We start from the raw sequence: 19403 nt of genomic DNA, 5'->3' as shown, positions 1-19403 counted from the left end.
GAGGAGGGGTCCACCTGCAAATATTCACTGTCAATCACGGATCATTGACTGACAGATATTGAAATCTGTCAGCGAGACGTGTATATCCGTTCCCGGACGCTCCGATTGGGCGTCCCGTGGTGATCCCTCCCGGGGAGCTCGAGGTTCGTAACGACTGCGGATCCAGGGCGTAATTTTGGGGTGGGGACCGCGGACGAATGGAGACTTGAGACAATGACGACCGAAATCATCAATCTCACCGGCACGATTGGGCATTGGCTCAATTTGCTGGTGGCGCGCCAGATCGCGGCGCAGGCTGCAAAACTGCCTCATTAAGGCGAGAGCTTTCCGAACGACCGGCACGGGCGCTTCGGAAAGCACCCATCGCCGGGTAACTGAGCCCTCAACGGGAACATGGTGCTGGCATGAATGAAGCCGTTATCTTGACGCCGGAGCGGATCCTCGAAGTGACCGAGGACGTGCTGCGGCGTTACGGACTTGCCAAGGCCACCGTGGTCGATGTTGCCCGTGCGCTCGATGTGAGCCACGGCAGCGTCTATCGCCACTTCCCGAGCAAGGCTTCGTTGCGCGAGGCCGTCGCCAAACGTTGGTTGGACCGCATCGACGCGCCGTTGCTGGCGATCGCCGAGGAGCAGGGCCCCGCGCCGGTGCGGCTCGACCGCTGGCTTCGTACCCTGTTCGCCGCCAAGCGTTCGCGCGTGCTCGACGACCCCGAGATGTTCGATACCTATCTGACACTGGCGCGGGAAGCCTGTGCTGCCGTGAAGTGCCACAAGGACACCATGATCGACCAGATCGCGGCGATCCTGGCCGACGGCGTCACGCAGGGCGTCTTCGCGGTAGACGACGTCAAGGCCACAGCGCGCGCCGTCTTCGATGCGACCAGCCGATTCCATCATCCGGGCCATGCCGACGAGTGGAAGGACGCGGATCTGCAGGCGCGCGTGGACGCGACCCTGGCGCTGCTGCTGCGCGGGTTGAAGGCCTAGACTTCCTCAGCCTCTCCTAAATCCTCGTCAGTCCGCACGCCGCGGCCAGCCGCACGAGTTGCGCGTCCGTGCGCGCACCGGTCTTGGTCTTGATCAGGTAGTGATAGTTCTGCACCGTTTTCACACTGAGATTGAGATGCGCCGCGATCTGCTCGGTGGTGGCGCCGCCGGCGAACTGGCGCAGGATTTCAATCTCGCGCTCGCCCAACTGATCCAGCACTGAGCCGGTCGGCGACAGGCTCTCCTCGGCCAAAATATGTGCGATGTCGTCGCTCATGGCGCGTTCGCCGCTGGCGATGCTGCGGATCGCGGCGACGACCGCGGACGGTTCGCTGCTCTTGGTGACGAAGCCAGAAGCGCCCGCGCCGAAGGCGGCCTTCACCAGCACGGCCTCGTTGTGCATGGTGAAGACGAGTATCCGCGCCCGCGGGGACCACGCGCAGATGTTGCGGATCGCCTCCAGTCCGCTCGCGCCGGGCATCGAGATATCCAGCAGGACAACGTCGGGATCGTGCGCCTTGAAGGCGGCGTAGGCATCCGCGGCGTTGTCGGCTTCCGCCACGACGTGAAGGTTCCCCTGGCTTTCCAGCACGCGCCGGTAGCCTTGCCGCACGATCGGATGATCGTCCACCAGCAGCACGGAAATGCCTGTCGCCGTAACTTCGCTCATCCCGGCCTCACGCGGCGAGCGGGATGGTGGCGGCGACGCTCAGGCCGCCTCTGGCGGGCAGGATCGACAGCGATCCGCCGGCGGCCGCCACGCGTTCGCGAATGCCGGTGAGACCGAAGCCGGCCGACCGCGCAACGCGCGTCGCATCGCCGCCGCCGTCATCCTCGACGCGGATCAGAAGCGCATCGTCCTCGCCCACGCGCCGCTCGACGCACAAGGAAATCTCGCGTGCCGAGCTGTGGCGCAGCGCGTTGGTCAGGCATTCCTGGGCGATGCGATAGGCGGTGGTGGCAGCCGTGCCGCTGATGTCGGTGAGATCGCCCCTGAGATCGAGCTGGATCGTCGGCCGCGCCGTGCTCTGTGAACGCCAGCTGTCGACGAGATTGACGAGGCTGGCCTCGAGCCCGAGCTCCTCTGGCAGGGGATTGCGCAGGCGCTTGAGCGCATCGCGCAGCGAGGCCATCAGATGATGGGTGGCCTGCGAGATCATGCGCGCGTCCTGCACGATGCCGATATCCTTGCCTTTCTTCGCACTCGCCGTCTCGATGGTGTTGGCGAAGGCGAGTATGGCCGAGAGATTCTGCCCGAACTCGTCGTGCAGCTCGCGGGCGAGCGCGCGGCGCTCATCGTCGCGGATCTCGATCAGGCGCCTGGTCAGCGCCGCGCGCTGCTCGGTCGCTTCTTCCAGCCGGCCGCCGAGCTGGCTGACGGCGCCGCCGATCATCGCAAGCTCCATCGAACGGAAGCGCGGCAGCTTCGTGCGGTAATGGCCGCGCGCCATGCGCTGGAGCGCAGTGACGATGGTGCGCGCCGGCGCCAGCGCATGCGCAATCGCAATCGAGGCCAGAAGCGCGATCGCCACCGCCATCAGCAGCGCGACGTCGATCACGTTGAGGATGTACTCCCAGGCGAGCGAGATCGCGGCCGCTGCGTCCGGCGTCGCGACGACGGCGCCGGCCGCCGCGGCGCGCGGACTGACGGGGCGCACGACCTCGGCGTGGCTGCCGAGGAAGGTCGGCACGATCGAGGCGAACCAGCGCGGCGGCGTCTTGCCGATGCCCTGGCTCTGGCCGCAGAGCGGCTTTTCGAATGCCGCGGCCGGCTGGAACTCGACGCAGACGCCCGGGGAGATCAGCTTCATCATATCGAGGGTGCGCCAGTCCGGAACCGGCAACAGATGCTCGCGCGCTCTGCTGCTGCGCAACAGGAGTTCCTGCCAGTACAGCGCCTGAAGCGCATGCGCGACCCGCTGCGCCGAGGCGGCCGTCGCCCGGTCGATACTGCGATAGGCGTCGAACGTGGCCCACACGGTTGCCGCGCCAAGGCAGAGCGCGACGATGAGAAGCAGACGGGCGACGAGCTGAAGCACGAGGCGCATGCGATCACCCTCAACGTTTGGTAGGGTCAGCCTAACAACGCCGCCGCGCCTTGCCAATTGCAGGGTTCGGGCCGGGTCGCAGGTCGGGCAAATTTCCCAAGCCGGATTGGGCATGGCTCTTTGGACGGGGCGCGGCGAATTTGATCTAATCGGAGAGGAAGCGTTGCAGGTCAGTCCTTGCAAGCCAGGAGCAGTGCAGCATGAGTTCGATGACGATTGGGCCGATCGCGGGCTCTGCTGCCGACCCGTCCGAGCGCAGCGCGCTGCTGTTCTGGATGATCTTCACCGGGCTTTCGGTCTTCGCCGTCGTTCTGCTGTGGAGGTTCGGCCTCATCCGTCTGATGCTGGCATCGGACCGCACCTACATCTCCAGCGTGATCGCGCTGCTTTATGTTCTGACCTGTGGTCACTGCTTCCTGCGCACGCGGGTGATCGCCCGTGAAGGCGCAGCGGCCCGGCGCTGCCGAGCGCTGCTCGCGGCGCCAGGGGGCAGCAAGGCGCTGGATGCGGGCGCGGCGACGCTGCCGCACGGGCTCGTGCGGGACCACATCGAGAGCCTGGTGACCAAGGCCGCTGCGCAGGACTACCGGCGGGTCGACCAGACACTCCTGCTGAGGACACTCGCCGACCGCCTGAGGGGCTCCAACGGTTTCGGTGCGTTCGTCTCGGACACGCTGATGAAGCTCGGATTGCTCGGCACCATTGTCGGCTTCATCATCATGCTGGCGCCGATCGCGGGGCTCGATGCCGCCGACAAGGTCGCGATGCGCTCATCGATGGGGCTGATGAGCGACGGCATGGCGGTCGCGATGTACACGACGCTGGCGGGCCTGGTCGGCTCGATCCTGGTCCGCATCCAGTACTACATGCTGGATACCGCGACCCAGCGGGTGTTCTCGGACGCGGTGGTGCTGACCGAGACCTATGTGACGCCGGTGCTGGAGCGCCAAGGCGTTGAACTCAAAGGCGTCGAACTTAAAGGCGTTGAACTTAAAGGCGCTGGAACCTCGTCATGATGGACGACTTTGGTCTCTATCCGCGCGAGGAGCCGTTCGATCCGCTGGGGGTGATGCTGTTCAAGGCGCTCCAGGTGATCGCGTTCCTGTTCTTCCTCGCGCTGCTCGCGGTCTCGCCGGATGCCAAGGACGGCAAGATCGACTCCAAGGCGGAGTTCATGATCACGCTGGACTGGCCAGACAGCCACCCCGACGATCTCGACCTGTTCGTGCAGGATCCCGCCGGCAACATCGCCTGGTATCGCCATCGCGAGGCCGGCTTCCTCACGCTCGACCGCGACGACCGCGGCGGCGCCAACGATTTCATCATGGTCAACGGCAAGAAGATCGCTTCGCCCATCCGCGAAGAGATCGTCACGCTGCGCGGCATCATTCCGGGCGAATACACCGTCAACGTCTCGCATTTCGTCGCCACGACCGGCGAGCCCGTGACGGCGAATGTGAAGGTACAGAAACTCAATCCGACGGCGCAGGTGGTGTTCGACAACAAGTTCACGCTCGACCACACCGGCGACGAGAAGACGGCGGTGCGGTTCCGGCTCGACGCCGAGGGCAAAGTCGTCGATGTGAGCCAGCGGCCGAAATCGCTGCTGGAGACCTTTCGCAGCACCTGGCGCAACGGGGCCGATCTCGACCCGAGCACCGGTGTGAGCAAGAACGCCGTGAGGGTGCGCCGTGACTAGTCTGCAAACGGTGATCCTCACGCTGTCGGTCGCCTACGCCGTCATCGGCGCGCTGCTGCTGGTCGTGCTGGTCTATGCGCGGCTGCATTGGTCGCTGAAGGCGGTGGCGGTGGTCGTGACCAGCGCTTTCTATGTCGTCAGCTTCACTGAAATGCGCGGGCTGCTCGGCTGGGCCAGCACGGACCGGCTGCCCACCTCCTTCAAGCTGCTCAAGGCCCGCATCGTCGAGCCGCATTCGCTGGAGGGCGATCCCGGCTCGGTCTACCTCTGGGTCGAGCAGCTCGACGCGGACAATCGTCCGAGCGGCATCCCCCGGGCCTTCCGTGTGCCCTACAATGACAGGCTGGCCGACAAGACCCACGCAGCCGAGAACGAGATCGCGCTGGGACATCCGCAGGGCGGGCGCGCGGCGGATTTCGGCGGCGGCGACGGCAGCCTGATCGACATGGTCCGGGAATATGTGACGCCCAAGACGATCATGGAGACCACCGGCGGCGATTCCTCGACCGGTGAATTCATTGCGCCGCCGGCCGGCGCGCAGGGCGCCCTGTTCACGCCGCTGCCGCCGCCCCGGATGCCGCCAAAGGACGAGCAATAGCCTCTTCACCATCCCCGCGGAGCTGCGCTGGTAAACCGTTCCGCACTGGCGCATCCTGTTGACCTCCCTCAATTTGGCCTTACCGGCTTCGAATAAGAGTCTGAGGGTGGAGGGTGCGTGCTTCTCGCTGTTTTCTCGGATATCCACGGCAACCGGCAGGCGTTCGAGGCGTGCCTGAAGGCGGCGCGTGCGAAAGGCGCGGAGCGGTTCGTCCTGCTCGGCGATTTCGTCGGCTATGGCGCGGATCCCGAATGGGTCGTGGACACCGCGATGGAGCTGGCGGCCCAGGGGGCCGTTGCGGTTCGCGGCAATCATGATGAAGCCGTCAGCACCACGACCGAGACCATGAATGCCGAGGCGCAGATCGCGATCGAATGGACCCGCGGGCGGCTCGACGTCGCACAGCGGCGCTTTCTGGCAGAACTGCCGATGACGGTCGACGAGAAGGAGCGCTTTTACGTCCACGCGGAGGCTTCACAGCCGACGCGGTGGCACTATGTCCGTGCCACCGCCGACGCGGCCAAGAGCCTGATCTCGACCCCCGCCCATGTCACCTTCTGCGGCCACGTCCATCGCCCCGCGCTCTATTCGATGTCGGTGACGGCGAAGATGACGAACTTCGTGCCGAAGACCGACGTCCCCGTGCAGCTCCTGCGCGGGCGGCAATGGCTGGCGGTGCTGGGCTCGGTCGGCCAGCCCCGCGACGGCGATCCGTCCGCAGCCTTCGTGCTGTTCGACACGGAGTCGTGCGAGATCACCTATTGCCGCGCGCCCTATGACATCGCGAGCGCTGCGAACAAGATCCGCGAGAATGGCCTGCCGTCCTGGCTGGCCGATCGCCTGTCGCAGGGGCGCTAGCGGCCGATGCCCAAACCTCTGGTCAAATCAGGCGCGGTGATCGACGGCTACACCATCGGCGAATGCGTCCATGCCGGCGGCATGGCGACGCTGTGGGCCGTCACTCATCCCGGCATCGACGTGCCGCTGCTGATGAAGATCCCGCGGGTGTCGGAGGGCGAGGACCCCGCCGCGATCGTCTCCTTCGAGATGGAGATGATGATCCTGCCGCGGCTCGCGGGGCCGCATGTGCCGGCCTGCTTCGGCACCGGCGATTTCGCGCACCAGGCCTATGCCGTGATCGAGCGCATTCCGGGCATCACGCTCTACAAGCGGTTGCCGGACTTGCCGCTGCCTTACGAGGAGGCGCGGCTGCTGGTGTCGAAGATCGCGGCCGCGTTGGCCGATCTGCACCGGCAGAACGTGATCCATCACGACATCAAGCCGAGCAGCATCATGTTCCGCGATAGCGGTGAAGCCGTGCTGATCGATTACGGCCTGTCGCACCACAACCATCTGCCGGATTTGTTGCAGGAGGAATTCCGACTGCCTTACGGCACCGCGCCCTATATGGCGCCGGAACGGCTGCTCGGCGTGCGCGACGATCCGCGCAGCGATCTGTTCTCGCTCGGCGTGCTGCTCTACTTCTTCACGACAGGCGAGCGGCCGTTCGGAGAGGGCGAGACGCTGCGCGCGATGCGGCGCAGGCTGTGGCGCGATCCGCATCCGCCGCGCAAATTGCGCGCCGACTATCCACCTTGGCTGCAGGAGGTGGTGCTGCGATGTTTGGAGATCGAGCCGGTCCGGCGTTACCCCACTGCGTCCCAGCTCGCCTTCGATCTGGCCCATCCGAACCAGGTCAGGCTGACCGCGCGTTCGGAGCGGATGAATCGCGATCGCTGGAGCGTCGCCTGGCGGCGCCGCTTCAACCAGGGCGTCATGGCGCCCCGTGCCAAATCGGACGTCGCAGAGCAGATCGCGTCGAGCCCGATTCTCGCGGTCGCGCTCGATACGGTGGAAGGTGAGCCGGAGCTGAACGAGGCATTACGCGTGACCACGGAGCGGATCCTCGCAACGCTTCCGTCAGCGCGACTTGCCTGTGTCAACGTGTTGAAGCTCAACCGTATCGCCATCGACAAGACGCTGGATGAGCAAGGCTCCAACAAGCACATTGATCGGCTCGTTGCCCTCCGGCACTGGGCGACGCCCTTGAAGCTGGATGAAAGCCGGTTGTCCGTTCACGTGCTGGAGTCGGTTGATCCCGCCACGGCGCTGCTGGAATTCGCCGAGATGAACTCGGTCGACCATCTCATCATCGGGGCGCGGCAAAATTCGTTCCGACGTACCTGGCTGGGCAGCGTCTCGGCCAAGGTGGCTGCGGAGGCGACCTGCACCGTCACCGTGGTGCGGCCACAGCGGATGGCTGCAGCCAAACCAGACGCCGGCGTGGTGTGGGGATAGGAAGGCTCAGGCCGCGTGGGCGGTCTGGACGGAGCGCTTGCGGCGGATGGGCCAGGAGAACTGGGGACCGGGCTCGCCGTGATCCGCACTGCCGCCGAAATACTGGATGATCTCGCGGCAGGGCTCGCAGTTGAACAGGTTGCGCGACGCGGATGTCTTGGTCATTTCCTTCAGGCAGTTCGGGCAGTGCGGTTTCATCAATCTTGGTCCAATCAAGAATTTCAATGCCGGCGCGGTGACCGGAACGGATAATCCGGGTCCGCCGTGTCGGATCCGGTGTCGTCGCGCATCTCGCCTTCGGTGCGTTCGAGCCGGCCGAAGAAATCATCGAGGCTCGGATGCGGACGCCGCGGGATGCGACACCGGCGTTTCGGTTGACGCTTCACGAGGACGATCTGCATGGGGTCAGACCCGATGAGGGCGGGTGTGACGTGCCGAACGTGCCGGGACCTGGACTGGTCCGGCCGACGGGCCAAACACGACAAACGCACAAAAACCGATCCACAACGCCACGCCAGTCCAAACCAGGGTCGTCGTCATGATGTGCTCCCGCGAAAACAGGCAGGAATCACTAACGGTGATTTGCGCGAATCAGGGAAGTCCGGAGGAGTACGGACCGAGGTTGCAATTTAGGCATTACGCGCCGCAACCCCCGTAAGAGCCGCAGTTTTTCCCGCGTGCGATCGTCGCATCTGGTCTGCGCGCGCGCCTTCGAGGACATCCCGAACGCGCGGAGCGTCTCGAACACAGCGAAATCCGTAGCGGCCGGTGTAGTCGGTATCGGGCGAATGGGTCGATCGACCCGACGCGAAGTTGAGGTGACCGGCGCCACCGCCGATGTCGAGAATTTCGAACTCCGCGTCCATCGCCTGGAATGGCGTCTGGCTCACCGTCCGTCTGCCCCAGGCCGTTCGCAGGATCAGCGCGCGGCGATCGGTGATCAGATAGAGCGTCTGCAGGTCTTGCAGCAGCATCACCAGGGGGCCGCAACCATCGCAACTCCGAGCATCACGAGAGGTTGGGCCGCTTGGTCGATCCAACCGTTTCTGATGGCGATGACGGTCAGCAACAGCCAGGGGAATCCGATCCACCAGAGAAATCGCCACATGATCATGCGGGCGACGCCGTCGGGCTGGCCCTGCCAGACCACCTGCTCCCCGTCCTCCAGGGACAGGACGCGCAAACGCCGCAGGACTGCGGAAAACGGAGTGGCGCGGATTTCGTCCATTGCCATTGGTCGCAGCGGCCGCAAGGCCGGTTCGGACCGCAAATGGCTGTCAGATGGCTTCGCCGCGTGCCGTTGCCGCCGCGTTGCGGATCGCCGCGATGTTGGTCTTGTAGGCCTCATGGGTGCCGCCCCTGAACACGGAGGTGCCAGCGACGAAGGCGTTGGCGCCCGCCGCGGCAAGCGGGCCTGCGACGTCGGGGCCGACACCGCCATCGACCTCGATGTCAACAGGACGCCCCGCGGTCATCGCGCGGATGTCGCGGATCTTGCCGATCGCGGAGGGGATGAAGGCCTGGCCGCCGAAGCCGGGATTGACCGACATCACCAGCACGAGGTCGACGAGGTCGATGACGTATTCGAGCACGCTGATCGGCGTGCCCGGGTTGAGCGAGACGCCGGCCTTCTTGCCGAGCGCGCGGATGGCCTGGAGCGAGCGGTGCAGATGGGGTCCGGCCTCCGCATGCACGGTGATGTGGTCGCAGCCGGCCTTCGCGAAGGCCTCGAGATAGGGATCGCAGGGCGAGATCATCAGATGCGCGTCGAAGATCTTCCTGGTGTGCGGGCGCATCGCCTTGATGACATCGGGGCCGTAGGAGATGTTTGGAACGAAGTGCCCGTCCATCACGTCGAGATGGATCCAGTCAGCGCCAGCGGCGTCGACCGCCCGGACCTCTTCGCCGAGCTTCGAGAAGTCCGAGGCCAGGATCGAGGGCGCGATGGCCAGGGGGCGGGGGGCGAAGGCTTGGGTCATGGCGCGGTGTCCCGTGGCGGCCGTGAAGGATGATGCTCGCCTAACATGGGCCTCCCGGCCGGGCAATGCAGGGGCGGTGAGCTTCCTGTGGGCGGAAATTTCTGCCGCGCCCGGCATGAATTGCCGGTGTTCCCGGGCTGCGCCAAACGCACGGACGCCGGATTTCATTGAGTTTTTCGCGCTGGCACGACGCTTGCTGACTTCACCGCCAGAACATTGGCTGCGGCGTGCCGCATCGGTTGGAGTTGTGCAATGTTGTTCGCCCTTGGCGCGGTATCGAGTGCACTCGACGCGATCCAGTCGCTGACGAACTCGAAATCGTCCTCGTCGACTCAGAAGACGGGGTCTTCGCAGAAATCGACGACGAATCCGTTCGCGATCGACAGCGGCAGCAACACGACGACCGGCGCGACCTCTTCGGTCAATGCGGGCAAAACTCCGCAGATATCTCCGGAGACGATGAACGCTCTGTTCGCCGCGCAAAGCCAGTCGTCCACCAGCACGAACAGCACCGCCAGTTCGACCTCATCCAGCTCGACCTCCTCGACGTCGACCAGCCGGGATGCGGCGCTGAAGGACCTGTTCTCGCAGATCGATGGCGACGGCGACGGCAAGATCACCAAATCCGAGTTCGAGAACGCGCTGGGAGCCGGCGGCACCAGCCTCGCGAAGGCGGACGACGTCTTCTCGAAAATGGATTCGGACTCCGACGGCGGCGTCAGCCTGGATGAGATGTCGAAGGCGCTGAAGAGCGGCCATCACGGTCACCACGCGCAAGGTGCCAGCGGTTCGGGCGATGGATCGGATTCGTCGTCGCAGTCCAGCGGCGGATCGACCTCGACCACGACGACCGCCGCCGACGGCTCGTCCACCACCACCGTCACTTATGCCGACGGCTTCAAGATGTCGACGACGGTGCCGGGCGCCTCCAGCTCCTCCGCCAATTCGGCCTATGATCTGTTCGCGCAGTTGATGCAGCGGCAAGGCGGGCAGGGGCAAGGCGCCTCGGCGCCCGCCGGCTCGTCCATGTCGATGAGCGTCTGACGTTTTCAGCGCCGCCGCCGTTATCCGCCGAACCTGTCCTTCCACGCTGGCAGCGCGCCGGGGAACGGCAGCGCCGTCGCATTGTACACGCCGCGCGCGATCGCGCGTGCGACCACGTTGGCAGCCACCGTGCCGAGCTCGGTGAGACCGACCAGCGGCTCGATCGGCTTCTCGCAGGTCGCGGCCGCAAACAGCACATCTCCATCAGTCGGTGCATGCACCGGATAGATCGCACGCGCAAATCCGGTATGCGCGATCATCGCTAGCCGCTTGGCCTGCGCCTTGGTCAGCGTAGCATCGGTAACGACAAGGCCGATCGTGGTGTTTTCGCGCGCGCTCGCGGCAGGGCCGCCCTTGATGCGCATCGCCAGCATGTCCTGCGTGAATTTGGGCGGCAGGCCGCGCCCGCCGAACTCGCCGTTGTCTTCGAACGGCGCCGCCCAGAACCACGGCCCTTCGCCGACGGTTGCGCTGCCGACTGCGTTGACGACGATGATTGCGGCGACCTTGATGCCATTGGCCAGCACGGCTGAAGCCGAGCCGAGCCCGCCCTTGAAGGTCGCGGTGGTGGCCCCCAGGCCCGCGCCGACGCTGCCCAGCGCGAAGTCGTCGCCAGCGGCCACTGCCGCGGCGTAGCCGAGGTCGCGATAGGGCGCAAAGCGCCCCCAATTCTTGTCGCCGCCATTGAGCAGGTCGAACACGATCGCGCCCGGCACGATCGGGATCACCGCCTCGCGGATCCGGAAGCCGCGGCCTTGCTCGGCCAGCCAGGCCTGGGTGCCGCCGCCGGCATCGATGCCGAAGGCGGAGCCGCCGGACAGCGCAATCGCGTCAACGCGCTCGACCGTGCTGGCAAGGTCCAGCATCGCGTCCTCGCGCGTGCCGGGGCCGCCGCCGCGCACGTCGATTGCCGCGACCGCCGGTTGGTCGAAAATGATCGCGGTCGTGCCCGAAGCGAGCTTCGCATCATGGGCATGGCCGACGCGGACGCCGGCGACATCGGTGAGCAGATTTTTCAAGGCCGGCACTCCATGCGCTGCAGCCGTTAGCGATAGCGCACCGATGTCGCGGGCTCAACTCGCCAGCGCCGTTCTGAGCATCTTGGCGAGCTCGGACTTGCGGTAGGGCTTGGCCAGCAGCAGCACGCCGGAATCGAGCCTGCCGTGATGGACGATGGCGTTTTCGGTATATCCCGAGGTGAACAGCGTCTTCAGGTCGGGGCGCCGCCGTGCCGCCTCGTCGGCGAGCTGCCGGCCGTTCATGTTGCCGGGCATGATGATGTCGGTGAAGAGCAGGTCGATGTCCTCGTCGGCGTCGATGATGACGAGGGCTTCGGCCGCGTTGGCCGCTTCCAGCGCGGTGTAGCCGAGGCTCTTGACCTGGGTCATGACGTACTGCCGCACCAGCGCGTCGTCCTCGACGATGAGGATTCGCTCGTCGCCGCCGGTGATGGGCACGTTCTGAAGCGCCTCGAATTCGGTCTCCTGCACGCCGGCTCGAGCGTGGCAGGTAGATCTTCACGCTCGTGCCGTGGCCTTCCTCGCTGTAAATCTTGATGTGGCCGCCCGACTGCTTGACGAAGCCGAACACCATACTGAGCCCGAGGCCGGTGCCCTTGCCGACTTCCTTGGTCGTGAAGAAGGGATCGAACACCCGCTCGATCAGGTCAGGCGGAATGCCCGTGCCGGTGTCGCTGACCGCGATCATCACGTAATTGCCGGCGAGGACGTCGGGATTCATGCTGGCGTAACCGTCGTCGAGGAAGACGTTGCGGGTTTCCAGCACCAGGGTGCCGCCGTCGGGCATGGCGTCACGCGCATTCAGCGCGAGATTGAGGATTGCGGTCGAGAGCTGACCGGGGTCGATCAATGCCGGCCAGGCGTCCTCGGTGAGTTGCGGCATGATGGTGATCTGCTCGCCGAGGGTCGGATGCAGCAGCTTGGCGGCCTCGAGCGTCAGCGCGTTGACGTCGATCTCGCGCGGTTGAAGCGGCTGCTTGCGGGCAAAGGCGAGCAGGTGCTTGGTCAGTTGCGCGCCGCGCTCGGCGGCATCGTCGATCAGCTTGGTGATGGCGGCGAGTTCGGGGCGGTCGGCCACGGCGTCGGCCAGGATGCCGATCGTGCCGGTGATGACGGTCAGCACATTGTTGAAATCGTGGGCGACCCCGCCGGTCAATTGGCCGATCGAGTCCATCTTCTGGACTTGTCGAAACTGGGCCTCGGCGGCCTGCTTGTCGGTCAGGTCACGGCCGATGAAGAAATGGCGCTTCACCGGTTCCGACCAGGTACCCATCCAGTTCAGCGTGACCTCGTGACCGTCGTCGTGATAGTAGCGCGCCTCGAAGCTGCGCTTGACCGCGCCGCGCCGCGCCGCGCGCATCTCGTTGCGTGTCTTGTCGAGATCGTCGGGGTGAATGAACTCGGTCGCGCTGTGCCCGATCATGTCGTCCGGGCTATAGCCGAGAATGTCCTTCACGCTGGGGCTGACCTGCACGAAATTGCCAAAACCGTCGGTGACCAGAATCAGATCCTGCGAGGTCTCGAAGATGCGCTGGCGCTCTTCGGTCTCGCGGCGCAGTTTCTCCCTGGCTTGCTTCTCCTCGGTGATGTCATGGGCGATCTTGGAGGCGCCGATGATCTCGCCGCTGTCCGATCGCAGTGGCGAGACATTCAGGACGACGTCGAGTTGGCGGCCGTCCTTGCGAATGCGGATCGTCTCGTGCTGGGCGATCGTCTCGTTGTCGCTGATGCGGTTGAGAATACCCCTGGCCTCGGCCTTACGCTCCTCCGGCACGACCAGGTAGATCGACTGGCCGATGGCCTCGGCGGCGGTGTAGCCGAACAGATGCTCGGCAGCATTGTTCCAGCCCGTGATGATGCCGTCGAGTGACTCGGTGATGATGGCGTCGTTGGAGGACTCGACCACGGCGCCGTAGAGCGCCAGGCGCTTGCCGTAGAAGTCGCGATCCGAGGCCGATTGCTGCCGAAGTTTGCCGACGAGGCCGACCGTTTGCGCCTGGAGGCGGACGTTCTCGATCAGCAGTACGGCAAGCACGAAGCTCGCAGCGCAGAGGCCGTAGAGGCGGCCGGCGTAGAAGCCGAGATCATAGCGGGCGACGTTGACGATTGCCGACAGGGCGATGTCGAACAGCCAGGCGCACATCGTGACCATGAGCCAGACGTCGATCACCGTGTGCGGCCTGCGGAACCACAGCGTGATCAGCGCCGCAAAGCTCAGGGACCAGACGAACGACACCACCCCGATCATGGTGGTGGTGTAGCGGCCATCCTTCAGCAGGACCGGCAGCAGGCCATGCTGCGCAGTTACGAGCCAGGCGAACACGGTCATCGCGGCGAGCACGCTGGCGACGGAAAGTGCGACCGCGGACGCCGTCGAGCCCGTGATCCTGTTTCCGCCATTGCCGTCCTTCAGCCAGCCGTAGGCCAGCACGAACAGCGGGAAGCCGCCATGCCAGATCATGTAGAGCCAGACGGTGGTTTGCGGGCCGGCACCGAACAGTCCGGCCGGGGCGAACAGCCCGGGGAAGGTGAGGGCGTGGGTCACAGCGGCCGCCGCCGTGAACAGATAGCCTGTCGCCAGCAGTTGCAGCGCACGGCTGCGCAGCACGGCGACCTGTGACAGCAGAAGAACGGCGGTGATGATGTCGCTGACCGCGAGCGCCGACTGATAGCTCGCCACGAACGCCGGCACCTGCGCCAGCGGCGTGCCCGCAAACGGCACGGCCAGCGCGAACAGGATCGCGGAGATGCCGACGATCGCCAAGGCCGCCTTGCGATCGCTCTGCGTGGCCGACAAGGTCGAAAGGAAGGTGCTCCGGTCGGCGGGGGCTAGCACGTTGATCTCTCGCAAGCCGGCATGGTGACCTCGTACGTCAATCTCTTCCGTCCGGGACAGCAGCTTCCGTCATGGTAGCCGGCTCCGGGCGCGCATCCTGACAGAAAGCGCTTGCGACTCAACCGAGGGTTACAGCTTACTTAACTTGGAGGGGGACTCGGAACTGATATCTGGTAAGGGCTGATTTACTGGACAGACTCATACTGCCTTGCTGCCCTTCTGCGGTACATTGAATCAATTAATGATGCGAATTCGGGAGTTGTTCCCATGCCTCGTGTCCTCGTTATCGATGATCAGAAGGGCGTCCGTGCCATGATCGCGATGGTGCTTCGGGTCAACCATTATGACGTAGTCGAAGCTGAAAGTGGTGCCGAGGCGTTGAGGGCGTTCGGCGAGAGCCCTTTTGACGCTGCGATTGTCGATATTTTCCTGGCCGAGACCAGCGGAGTCGATGTCATGGCAACCATTCGGGAGCGTGTTCCGGGGTTTCCGATCGTGGCGGTCTCCGGCATGACCGCGCTGGATTTCGTTGGCGAGGCGCCCGATCTGGAAGGCGTCGTCTGCCTGCAAAAGCCGTTTCGGCCGAACGATCTGCTGCAAGCACTGAAGACTGCGCAGGGCCAGGCTGCAACTGGCGAAGCTGCGCGGGCGGTCTGACAAAAAACGCCCCGGCGAACCGGGGCGTTGGTTGGGCGGGCCAAAGGTCAGCCTGGCTGTCTCAGGTCCCGTTGCCCTTGATCTCGGCGTAGCCGCCCTTGGCGTCCCACTTGTAGACGACGTAGTCGAGCTGCTTGATGTCGCCCTTCGAGGTCGTACTCGATCGGGCCGATCACGGTGTCCCACTTGCCGGCCTTGATCGCCGCCATCACCTTCTTGGCGTCGGTGGTGCCGGCCTTCTTGGCGGCCTGCGACCAGACCTGCATCGCCGCGTAGGTGTAGAGGGTGTAGCCTTCGGGGTCGATGTTCTTGGCCTTGAAGGCGTCGACGATCTTCTTCGCCGTCGGCTTCTCGCGCGGGTCCGGGCCGAAGGTGAACAGGGTGCCTTCGCCGGCCGGACCGGTGATGGACGCGTACTCCTTGTCGGCGAGCGCGTCGCCGGCCATCAGGATCGTCTTGAGGCCCTGGTCGCGCATCTGGCGCAGGATCAGGCCGCTCTCCTGATGGTAGCCGCCGACATAGACGAGGTCGATGTTGTCACGCTTCAGGCGCGAGACGATCGCGTTGAAGTCCTTGTCGCCCTTGTTGTAGGACTCGTACATCTTCTCGGTGATGCCGGCCTTGTTGAGCGCCTTCTTGGTCTCGTCGGCAAGACCTTTGCCGTAAGTGGTCTTGTCGTTGAGGATCGCGATGTTCTTGCCCTTGAAGTTCTTGGCGATGTACTGCGCCGCGACCAGGCCCTGCTGATCGTCGCGGCCGCACGCCCGCGCCACGTTCCACAGACCGCTGTCGGTGAACTTCGGATTGGTGGAGGCGGGGGTGATCTGGAGCACGTTGCCGTCGGCATAGGCTTCCGAGGCGGGGATCGACGACGACGAGCAATAGTGCCCGGCGACGAACGGCATCTTCGCGCTTGCGATCTTCTCGGCGACAGAGCGGGCCTGCTTGGGATCGCAGGCATCGTCCTCGACGGAGAGCGCGAGCTTCTTGCCGTTGACACCGCCGGCGGCGTTGATGTCGGCGACGGCCATCTCGGCGCCGTTCTTCATCTGGCGGCCGAAGGCGGACTCGCCGCCCGTCATCGGGCCTGCGACTGCGACCGTGACATCCTGCGCGAACGCCGCGCTCGAGAGCGCGAGCGACGCGCCGAATGCCAGACCGATGAGCTTCAGTGATTTCATGAGATACCTCGCGGGTGGTCGCCTGTGGGAGTTGCCGGGTGCACCCGGTCCAAACCGGCGCCATTCTTGAATGAATTCGGCGAGAAGTCACCGGCAAAATACGGGCATTGGCGGAGATATCTCGCCACATTCGGCCGCACTTGATCCGGCTTTGGGCCGCTCAGCCGTGCCGGCCGCCTTCCAGATAGGCGGCGCGAATCTCGGGGCGCTGCAGCAACTCGGCGCCGGTCCCGGCCAGCGTGATCAGGCCGTTGACCATGACATAGCCGCGATGGGCGAGCTTGAGCGCGTGGTTGGCGTTCTGCTCAACGATCAGCACGGTCAGCCCGTCCTGTCGGTTCAGGGTGCGGATCGCGTCGAAAATCTGGCGGGCAATCAGCGGCGCGAGCCCGAGCGAGGGCTCGTCAAGCAGGAGCAGGCGGGGGCGGCTCATCAGGGCACGGCCGATCGCCAGCATCTGCTGCTCGCCGCCGGACAGCGTTCCGCCGCGCTGGGCGTAGCGCTCCTTCAGCCGCGGAAACAGCGAGAACACGCGTTGCAGCGTCGCCTCGCGTTCGGCGTCCGTGCATTCGGTGGCGTCCGCCCCCATCTGGAGGTTCTCCGCCACGCTCATGCGCGGGAAGATGCGGCGTCCCTCAGGCGATTGGGCGATGCGCAAATGCGCGATCTGATGGGTCGGTACGTTGGTGATGTCGCGGCCTTCGTACAGGATCTGGCCGGAGCGGGCCCGCGGCTTGCCGAAGATCGTCATCATCAGCGTCGACTTGCCGGCGCCGTTGGCGCCGATCAGCGCCACGATCTCGCCGGCATTGATCTCGACGTCGACGCCCTTCAGCGCCTCGATCTTGCCGTAGGCGGCGCGCAAGGACCGGATCGCGAGCAGGGGAGCGGGGGGCGTCACGACCCGCTCTCCAACACGGCCACGGCTTCGTCCTCGTCGGTGCCGAGATAGGCGGCGATCACCTTCGGATCGTCGCGGACCGCGCGGGGCGATCCTTCCGCGATCTTGACGCCATGGTCCATCACCACGATGTGGTCGGAGATCTCCATCACCACCGACATGTCGTGTTCGATCAGCAGGATCGAGGTGCCGAGCTCGTTGCGAATCGAGAGCAGCAGGTCGCTCAGGGCGGCGCTCTCACGCGCGTTGAGGCCGGCGGCGGGCTCGTCCAGGCACAGCAGCGCGGGTTCGGTACACATCGCGCGGGCGATCTCGAGCCGGCGCTGGTCGCCATAGGCGAGATTGCCGGCCGCATCATCGGCGCGGTCGAGCAGATTGACCCGCCTCAGCCAGTCGGTGGCTTGAGCGATCGCGTGCTTCTCGGCGGCGCGGTAGACGGGCGCGCCGATCAAGCCGAGAAAGGTGAAGCCGGAGGCGCGCATCAGTGCGTTGTGCTGCGCCACCATCAGGTTTTCCAGCGCGGTCATGCCGGGAAACAGCCGGATGTTCTGGAAGGTGCGGGCGACCTTGGCCTGCTTGGCGATGCGGAAATCGTTCAGCCGCTCCAGTGCGATCACCTTGCCGTCGTCATGGGTGAGGCGGATGGTGCCGCCGCTCGGCTTGTAGAAGCCGGTGATGCAGTTGAAGACTGTGGTCTTGCCGGCGCCGTTCGGCCCGATCAGCGCGGTGATCTTGTTGCGCTCGGCGGCAAAGGACAGGTCCTGCACCGCAACGATGCCGCCGAAGCGCATGGTCAGCCGGTCGACGCTGAGAATCTTCGCGCCGCTCATCCCTGGCCTTCCTTGACGAGGTCGGAGGAGATCGCGTGTGCCTTGGTCAGGTATACGGTCGGCGCGCGATGGCCGATCAAGCCGCGCGGCCGCCAGATCATGATCAGCACCATGGCCATGCCGAACACCAGCATGCGGTAGGTCTCGAGGCTGCGGAACAGCTCGAAGCCGCCGATCATGGCGAGTGCGGCGAGTGCCACGCCGAGCTGCGAGCCCATGCCGCCGAGCACGACGATGGCGAGCACCAGCGCCGATTCCTGGAAAGTGAAGGATTCCGGGCTGATGAAGCCCTGGCGCGTTGCGAAGAATGCACCGGCGAAGCCGCCGAACATCGCGCCGGTCGCGAACGCCGTGAGTTTCGTCGTCGTGGTGTTGATGCCGAGCGCACGGCAGGCGACTTCGTCCTCGCGCAGCGCCTCCCAGGCGCGGCCGATCGGCAGGCGGCGCAGGCGGATCGTCACCCAGTTGGTGAGCAGCGCCAGCGCCAGGATCAGATAGAACAGGAAGACGATGCGATGGGTCGTCGAATATTCGATGTGGAGCCAGGCGGCGAGCCCGTTGTCGCTGTTGTCGAGCGGGATGCCGAAGAAGGAGGGACGCGGAATGCTGGAGACGCCGTTGGGCCCGCCGGTCAGATCCTGCCAGTTGATGATGACGAGGCGGATGATCTCGCCGAAGGCGAGCGTCACGATGGCGAGATAGTCGCCGCGCAGGCGCAGCACGGGAAAGCCGAGCAGCACGCCCCAGAACGCAGCCAGGATGCCCGCGAGCGGAAGGCAGACCCAGAACGACCAGCCGAAATTGGTGGCAAGCAGCGCATAGGAATAGGCGCCCACCGCGTAGAACGCGACGTAGCCGAGATCGAGCAGGCCCGCGAGCCCGACCACCACATTCAGCCCCCAGCCGAGCATCACATAGGTGAGAACGAGGATCGCGAGGTCGAGGATGTAGCGCTGGTCGTAGAAGATCACGGGCACCAGCAGCGTGAAGATCAGCAGCGCCGGCGCGAGGTAGCGGCCGACGAAGGACATGCCGGTTTGCACCGCGGGCGGAATCAACTTCTCAGTGCCCGCCGGGCCGATCCACTGTCGCAACAGCTCGATCACGATCGAGCCGCCGAACACCGCGGCGACGAGGGCTGCGACGTCGCCGAAGCGTGTCCAATAGGTGAGCTGGCCGTCGGAGCCCGCCTCGGTGCGGATGCCGACCATCAGCGAGAACAGCACCAGCGCGATCAAGGCGTTGACGAAGGCCGTTTGCAGGAGAGCGGGGATGCCGGCGGAGCGGCTTGCGGAGGCGGTTTCTGGCGAAAGGACTGTCACGC

General features: G+C 65.2%; 19 protein-coding genes and 2 pseudogenes. 8 read left to right on the top strand and 13 right to left on the bottom strand.

The annotated features are described in order from the left end of the window. Window positions 1–404 precede the first annotated feature (404 nt). Window positions 405–989, top strand: coding sequence for a TetR family transcriptional regulator (locus ACQ86E_RS01985; RefSeq protein ID WP_143840688.1), 585 nt, complete (start codon window positions 405–407; stop codon window positions 987–989). Window positions 990–1005: 16 nt separating this feature from the next. On the opposite strand, the gene ACQ86E_RS01980 is transcribed toward ACQ86E_RS01985, so the two are convergent. Both ACQ86E_RS01980 and ACQ86E_RS01975 read right to left on the bottom strand, forming a co-directional pair. Then, window positions 1006–1659, bottom strand: a complete 654-nt coding sequence (locus tag ACQ86E_RS01980) for a response regulator (RefSeq protein ID WP_431203973.1) — start codon at window positions 1657–1659, stop codon at window positions 1006–1008. Between the two features lie 7 nt (window positions 1660–1666). After that, window positions 1667–3037, bottom strand: a complete 1371-nt coding sequence (locus ACQ86E_RS01975) for a histidine kinase (RefSeq protein WP_431203972.1) — start codon at window positions 3035–3037, stop codon at window positions 1667–1669. A gap of 200 nt (window positions 3038–3237) precedes the next feature. Here ACQ86E_RS01975 and ACQ86E_RS01970 point away from each other — a divergent pair, with 200 nt between their 5' ends. From ACQ86E_RS01970 to ACQ86E_RS01950, 5 genes are all read left to right on the top strand, one after another. Beyond that, window positions 3238–4053: a MotA/TolQ/ExbB proton channel family protein gene (locus ACQ86E_RS01970; RefSeq protein WP_431203971.1), complete on the top strand. Its 816-nt coding sequence runs from the start codon at window positions 3238–3240 to the stop codon at window positions 4051–4053. Continuing rightward, on the top strand, window positions 4050–4736 hold the full coding sequence (locus ACQ86E_RS01965; protein ID WP_431203970.1) for a hypothetical protein: 687 nt from the start codon (window positions 4050–4052) through the stop codon (window positions 4734–4736). Before ACQ86E_RS01970 ends, ACQ86E_RS01965 begins: the two co-directional genes overlap by 4 nt. Beyond that, window positions 4729–5334 (top strand): hypothetical protein, encoded by a 606-nt coding sequence (locus ACQ86E_RS01960; protein ID WP_431203969.1) that lies wholly within the window; start codon window positions 4729–4731, stop codon window positions 5332–5334. Before ACQ86E_RS01965 ends, ACQ86E_RS01960 begins: the two co-directional genes overlap by 8 nt. A gap of 117 nt (window positions 5335–5451) precedes the next feature. Then, window positions 5452–6192 (top strand): metallophosphoesterase family protein, encoded by a 741-nt coding sequence (locus tag ACQ86E_RS01955; protein WP_431203968.1) that lies wholly within the window; start codon window positions 5452–5454, stop codon window positions 6190–6192. Between the two features lie 6 nt (window positions 6193–6198). Then, window positions 6199–7632, top strand: a complete 1434-nt coding sequence (locus tag ACQ86E_RS01950) for a protein kinase domain-containing protein (RefSeq protein ID WP_431203967.1) — start codon at window positions 6199–6201, stop codon at window positions 7630–7632. A gap of 6 nt (window positions 7633–7638) precedes the next feature. Here ACQ86E_RS01950 and ACQ86E_RS01945 read toward each other — a convergent pair whose 3' ends face one another. From ACQ86E_RS01945 to rpe, 5 genes are all read right to left on the bottom strand, one after another. Beyond that, a complete protein-coding gene (locus ACQ86E_RS01945; RefSeq protein WP_240536168.1) occupies window positions 7639–7797 on the bottom strand; it encodes a hypothetical protein in 159 nt (52 codons plus the stop codon). Window positions 7798–7853: 56 nt separating this feature from the next. Further along, window positions 7854–8033, bottom strand: coding sequence for a hypothetical protein (locus ACQ86E_RS01940; protein WP_431203966.1), 180 nt, complete (start codon window positions 8031–8033; stop codon window positions 7854–7856). A gap of 228 nt (window positions 8034–8261) precedes the next feature. Further along, window positions 8262–8606 carry a hypothetical protein gene (locus ACQ86E_RS01935; protein ID WP_431203965.1) on the bottom strand — a complete coding sequence of 115 codons (345 nt, stop codon included), beginning with the start codon at window positions 8604–8606 and terminating at the stop codon, window positions 8262–8264. Beyond that, a complete protein-coding gene (locus tag ACQ86E_RS01930) occupies window positions 8606–8860 on the bottom strand; it encodes a hypothetical protein (protein WP_431203964.1) in 255 nt (84 codons plus the stop codon). The genes ACQ86E_RS01935 and ACQ86E_RS01930 overlap by 1 nt, the downstream gene beginning before the upstream one ends. 49 nt (window positions 8861–8909) lie before the next feature. Beyond that, a complete protein-coding gene (gene rpe, locus ACQ86E_RS01925) occupies window positions 8910–9611 on the bottom strand; it encodes a ribulose-phosphate 3-epimerase (RefSeq protein ID WP_431203963.1) in 702 nt (233 codons plus the stop codon). Window positions 9612–9863: 252 nt separating this feature from the next. On the opposite strand from rpe, the gene ACQ86E_RS01920 reads away from it, so the two are divergent. After that, window positions 9864–10655, top strand: a complete 792-nt coding sequence (locus tag ACQ86E_RS01920; RefSeq protein ID WP_431203962.1) for an EF-hand domain-containing protein — start codon at window positions 9864–9866, stop codon at window positions 10653–10655. Window positions 10656–10675: 20 nt separating this feature from the next. Here ACQ86E_RS01920 and ACQ86E_RS01915 read toward each other — a convergent pair whose 3' ends face one another. Next, window positions 10676–11674: a P1 family peptidase gene (locus tag ACQ86E_RS01915; protein ID WP_431203961.1), complete on the bottom strand. Its 999-nt coding sequence runs from the start codon at window positions 11672–11674 to the stop codon at window positions 10676–10678. Between the two features lie 54 nt (window positions 11675–11728). After that, window positions 11729–14510 (bottom strand): annotated as a pseudogene (locus ACQ86E_RS01910) (PAS domain S-box protein). A 267-nt stretch (window positions 14511–14777) separates the two neighbouring features. Between ACQ86E_RS01910 and ACQ86E_RS01905 the strand changes: the two are divergent. Continuing rightward, on the top strand, window positions 14778–15167 hold the full coding sequence (locus ACQ86E_RS01905; RefSeq protein WP_431203960.1) for a response regulator: 390 nt from the start codon (window positions 14778–14780) through the stop codon (window positions 15165–15167). Window positions 15168–15228: 61 nt separating this feature from the next. On the opposite strand, the pseudogene ACQ86E_RS01900 reads toward ACQ86E_RS01905, so the two are convergent. The 4 genes and pseudogenes from ACQ86E_RS01900 to livM all read right to left on the bottom strand — a co-directional run bounded on the left by ACQ86E_RS01900 (window position 15229) and on the right by livM (window position 19401). Continuing rightward, window positions 15229–16348: pseudogene (locus tag ACQ86E_RS01900) on the bottom strand (branched-chain amino acid ABC transporter substrate-binding protein). A gap of 160 nt (window positions 16349–16508) precedes the next feature. After that, window positions 16509–17249: an ABC transporter ATP-binding protein gene (locus ACQ86E_RS01895; protein WP_431203959.1), complete on the bottom strand. Its 741-nt coding sequence runs from the start codon at window positions 17247–17249 to the stop codon at window positions 16509–16511. Further along, on the bottom strand, window positions 17246–18079 hold the full coding sequence (locus tag ACQ86E_RS01890; protein WP_431203958.1) for an ABC transporter ATP-binding protein: 834 nt from the start codon (window positions 18077–18079) through the stop codon (window positions 17246–17248). Before ACQ86E_RS01890 ends, ACQ86E_RS01895 begins: the two co-directional genes overlap by 4 nt. Next, window positions 18076–19401: a high-affinity branched-chain amino acid ABC transporter permease LivM gene (livM, locus tag ACQ86E_RS01885; protein ID WP_431203957.1), complete on the bottom strand. Its 1326-nt coding sequence runs from the start codon at window positions 19399–19401 to the stop codon at window positions 18076–18078. Before livM ends, ACQ86E_RS01890 begins: the two co-directional genes overlap by 4 nt. Window positions 19402–19403 lie beyond the last annotated feature (2 nt).

This window comes from Bradyrhizobium betae (genome assembly GCF_050632175.1).
Taxonomy (GTDB): Bacteria; Pseudomonadota; Alphaproteobacteria; order Rhizobiales; family Xanthobacteraceae; genus Bradyrhizobium; species Bradyrhizobium betae_B.
This window is presented reverse-complemented; position numbering and strand designations above follow the sequence as displayed.

What these genes read in the sequence shown, in the direction of transcription:
- ACQ86E_RS01980 (WP_431203973.1), bottom strand. Translation starts at nt 1,659, where the DNA reads ATGAGCGAAGTTACGGCGACAGGCATTTCCGTGCTGCTGGTGGACGAT.
- ACQ86E_RS01965 (WP_431203970.1), top strand. Translation starts at nt 4,050, where the DNA reads ATGATGGACGACTTTGGTCTCTATCCGCGCGAGGAGCCGTTCGATCCG.
- rpe (WP_431203963.1), bottom strand. Translation starts at nt 9,611, where the DNA reads ATGACCCAAGCCTTCGCCCCCCGCCCCCTGGCCATCGCGCCCTCGATC.
- ACQ86E_RS01890 (WP_431203958.1), bottom strand. Translation starts at nt 18,079, where the DNA reads ATGAGCGGCGCGAAGATTCTCAGCGTCGACCGGCTGACCATGCGCTTC.
- ACQ86E_RS01930 (WP_431203964.1), bottom strand. Translation starts at nt 8,860, where the DNA reads ATGGACGAAATCCGCGCCACTCCGTTTTCCGCAGTCCTGCGGCGTTTG.
- ACQ86E_RS01950 (WP_431203967.1), top strand. Translation starts at nt 6,199, where the DNA reads ATGCCCAAACCTCTGGTCAAATCAGGCGCGGTGATCGACGGCTACACC.
- ACQ86E_RS01975 (WP_431203972.1), bottom strand. Translation starts at nt 3,037, where the DNA reads ATGCGCCTCGTGCTTCAGCTCGTCGCCCGTCTGCTTCTCATCGTCGCG.
- ACQ86E_RS01905 (WP_431203960.1), top strand. Translation starts at nt 14,778, where the DNA reads ATGCCTCGTGTCCTCGTTATCGATGATCAGAAGGGCGTCCGTGCCATG.
- ACQ86E_RS01940 (WP_431203966.1), bottom strand. Translation starts at nt 8,033, where the DNA reads ATGCAGATCGTCCTCGTGAAGCGTCAACCGAAACGCCGGTGTCGCATC.
- ACQ86E_RS01985 (WP_143840688.1), top strand. Translation starts at nt 405, where the DNA reads ATGAATGAAGCCGTTATCTTGACGCCGGAGCGGATCCTCGAAGTGACC.
- ACQ86E_RS01920 (WP_431203962.1), top strand. Translation starts at nt 9,864, where the DNA reads ATGTTGTTCGCCCTTGGCGCGGTATCGAGTGCACTCGACGCGATCCAG.
- ACQ86E_RS01935 (WP_431203965.1), bottom strand. Translation starts at nt 8,606, where the DNA reads ATGCTGCTGCAAGACCTGCAGACGCTCTATCTGATCACCGATCGCCGC.
- ACQ86E_RS01970 (WP_431203971.1), top strand. Translation starts at nt 3,238, where the DNA reads ATGAGTTCGATGACGATTGGGCCGATCGCGGGCTCTGCTGCCGACCCG.
- ACQ86E_RS01945 (WP_240536168.1), bottom strand. Translation starts at nt 7,797, where the DNA reads ATGACCAAGACATCCGCGTCGCGCAACCTGTTCAACTGCGAGCCCTGC.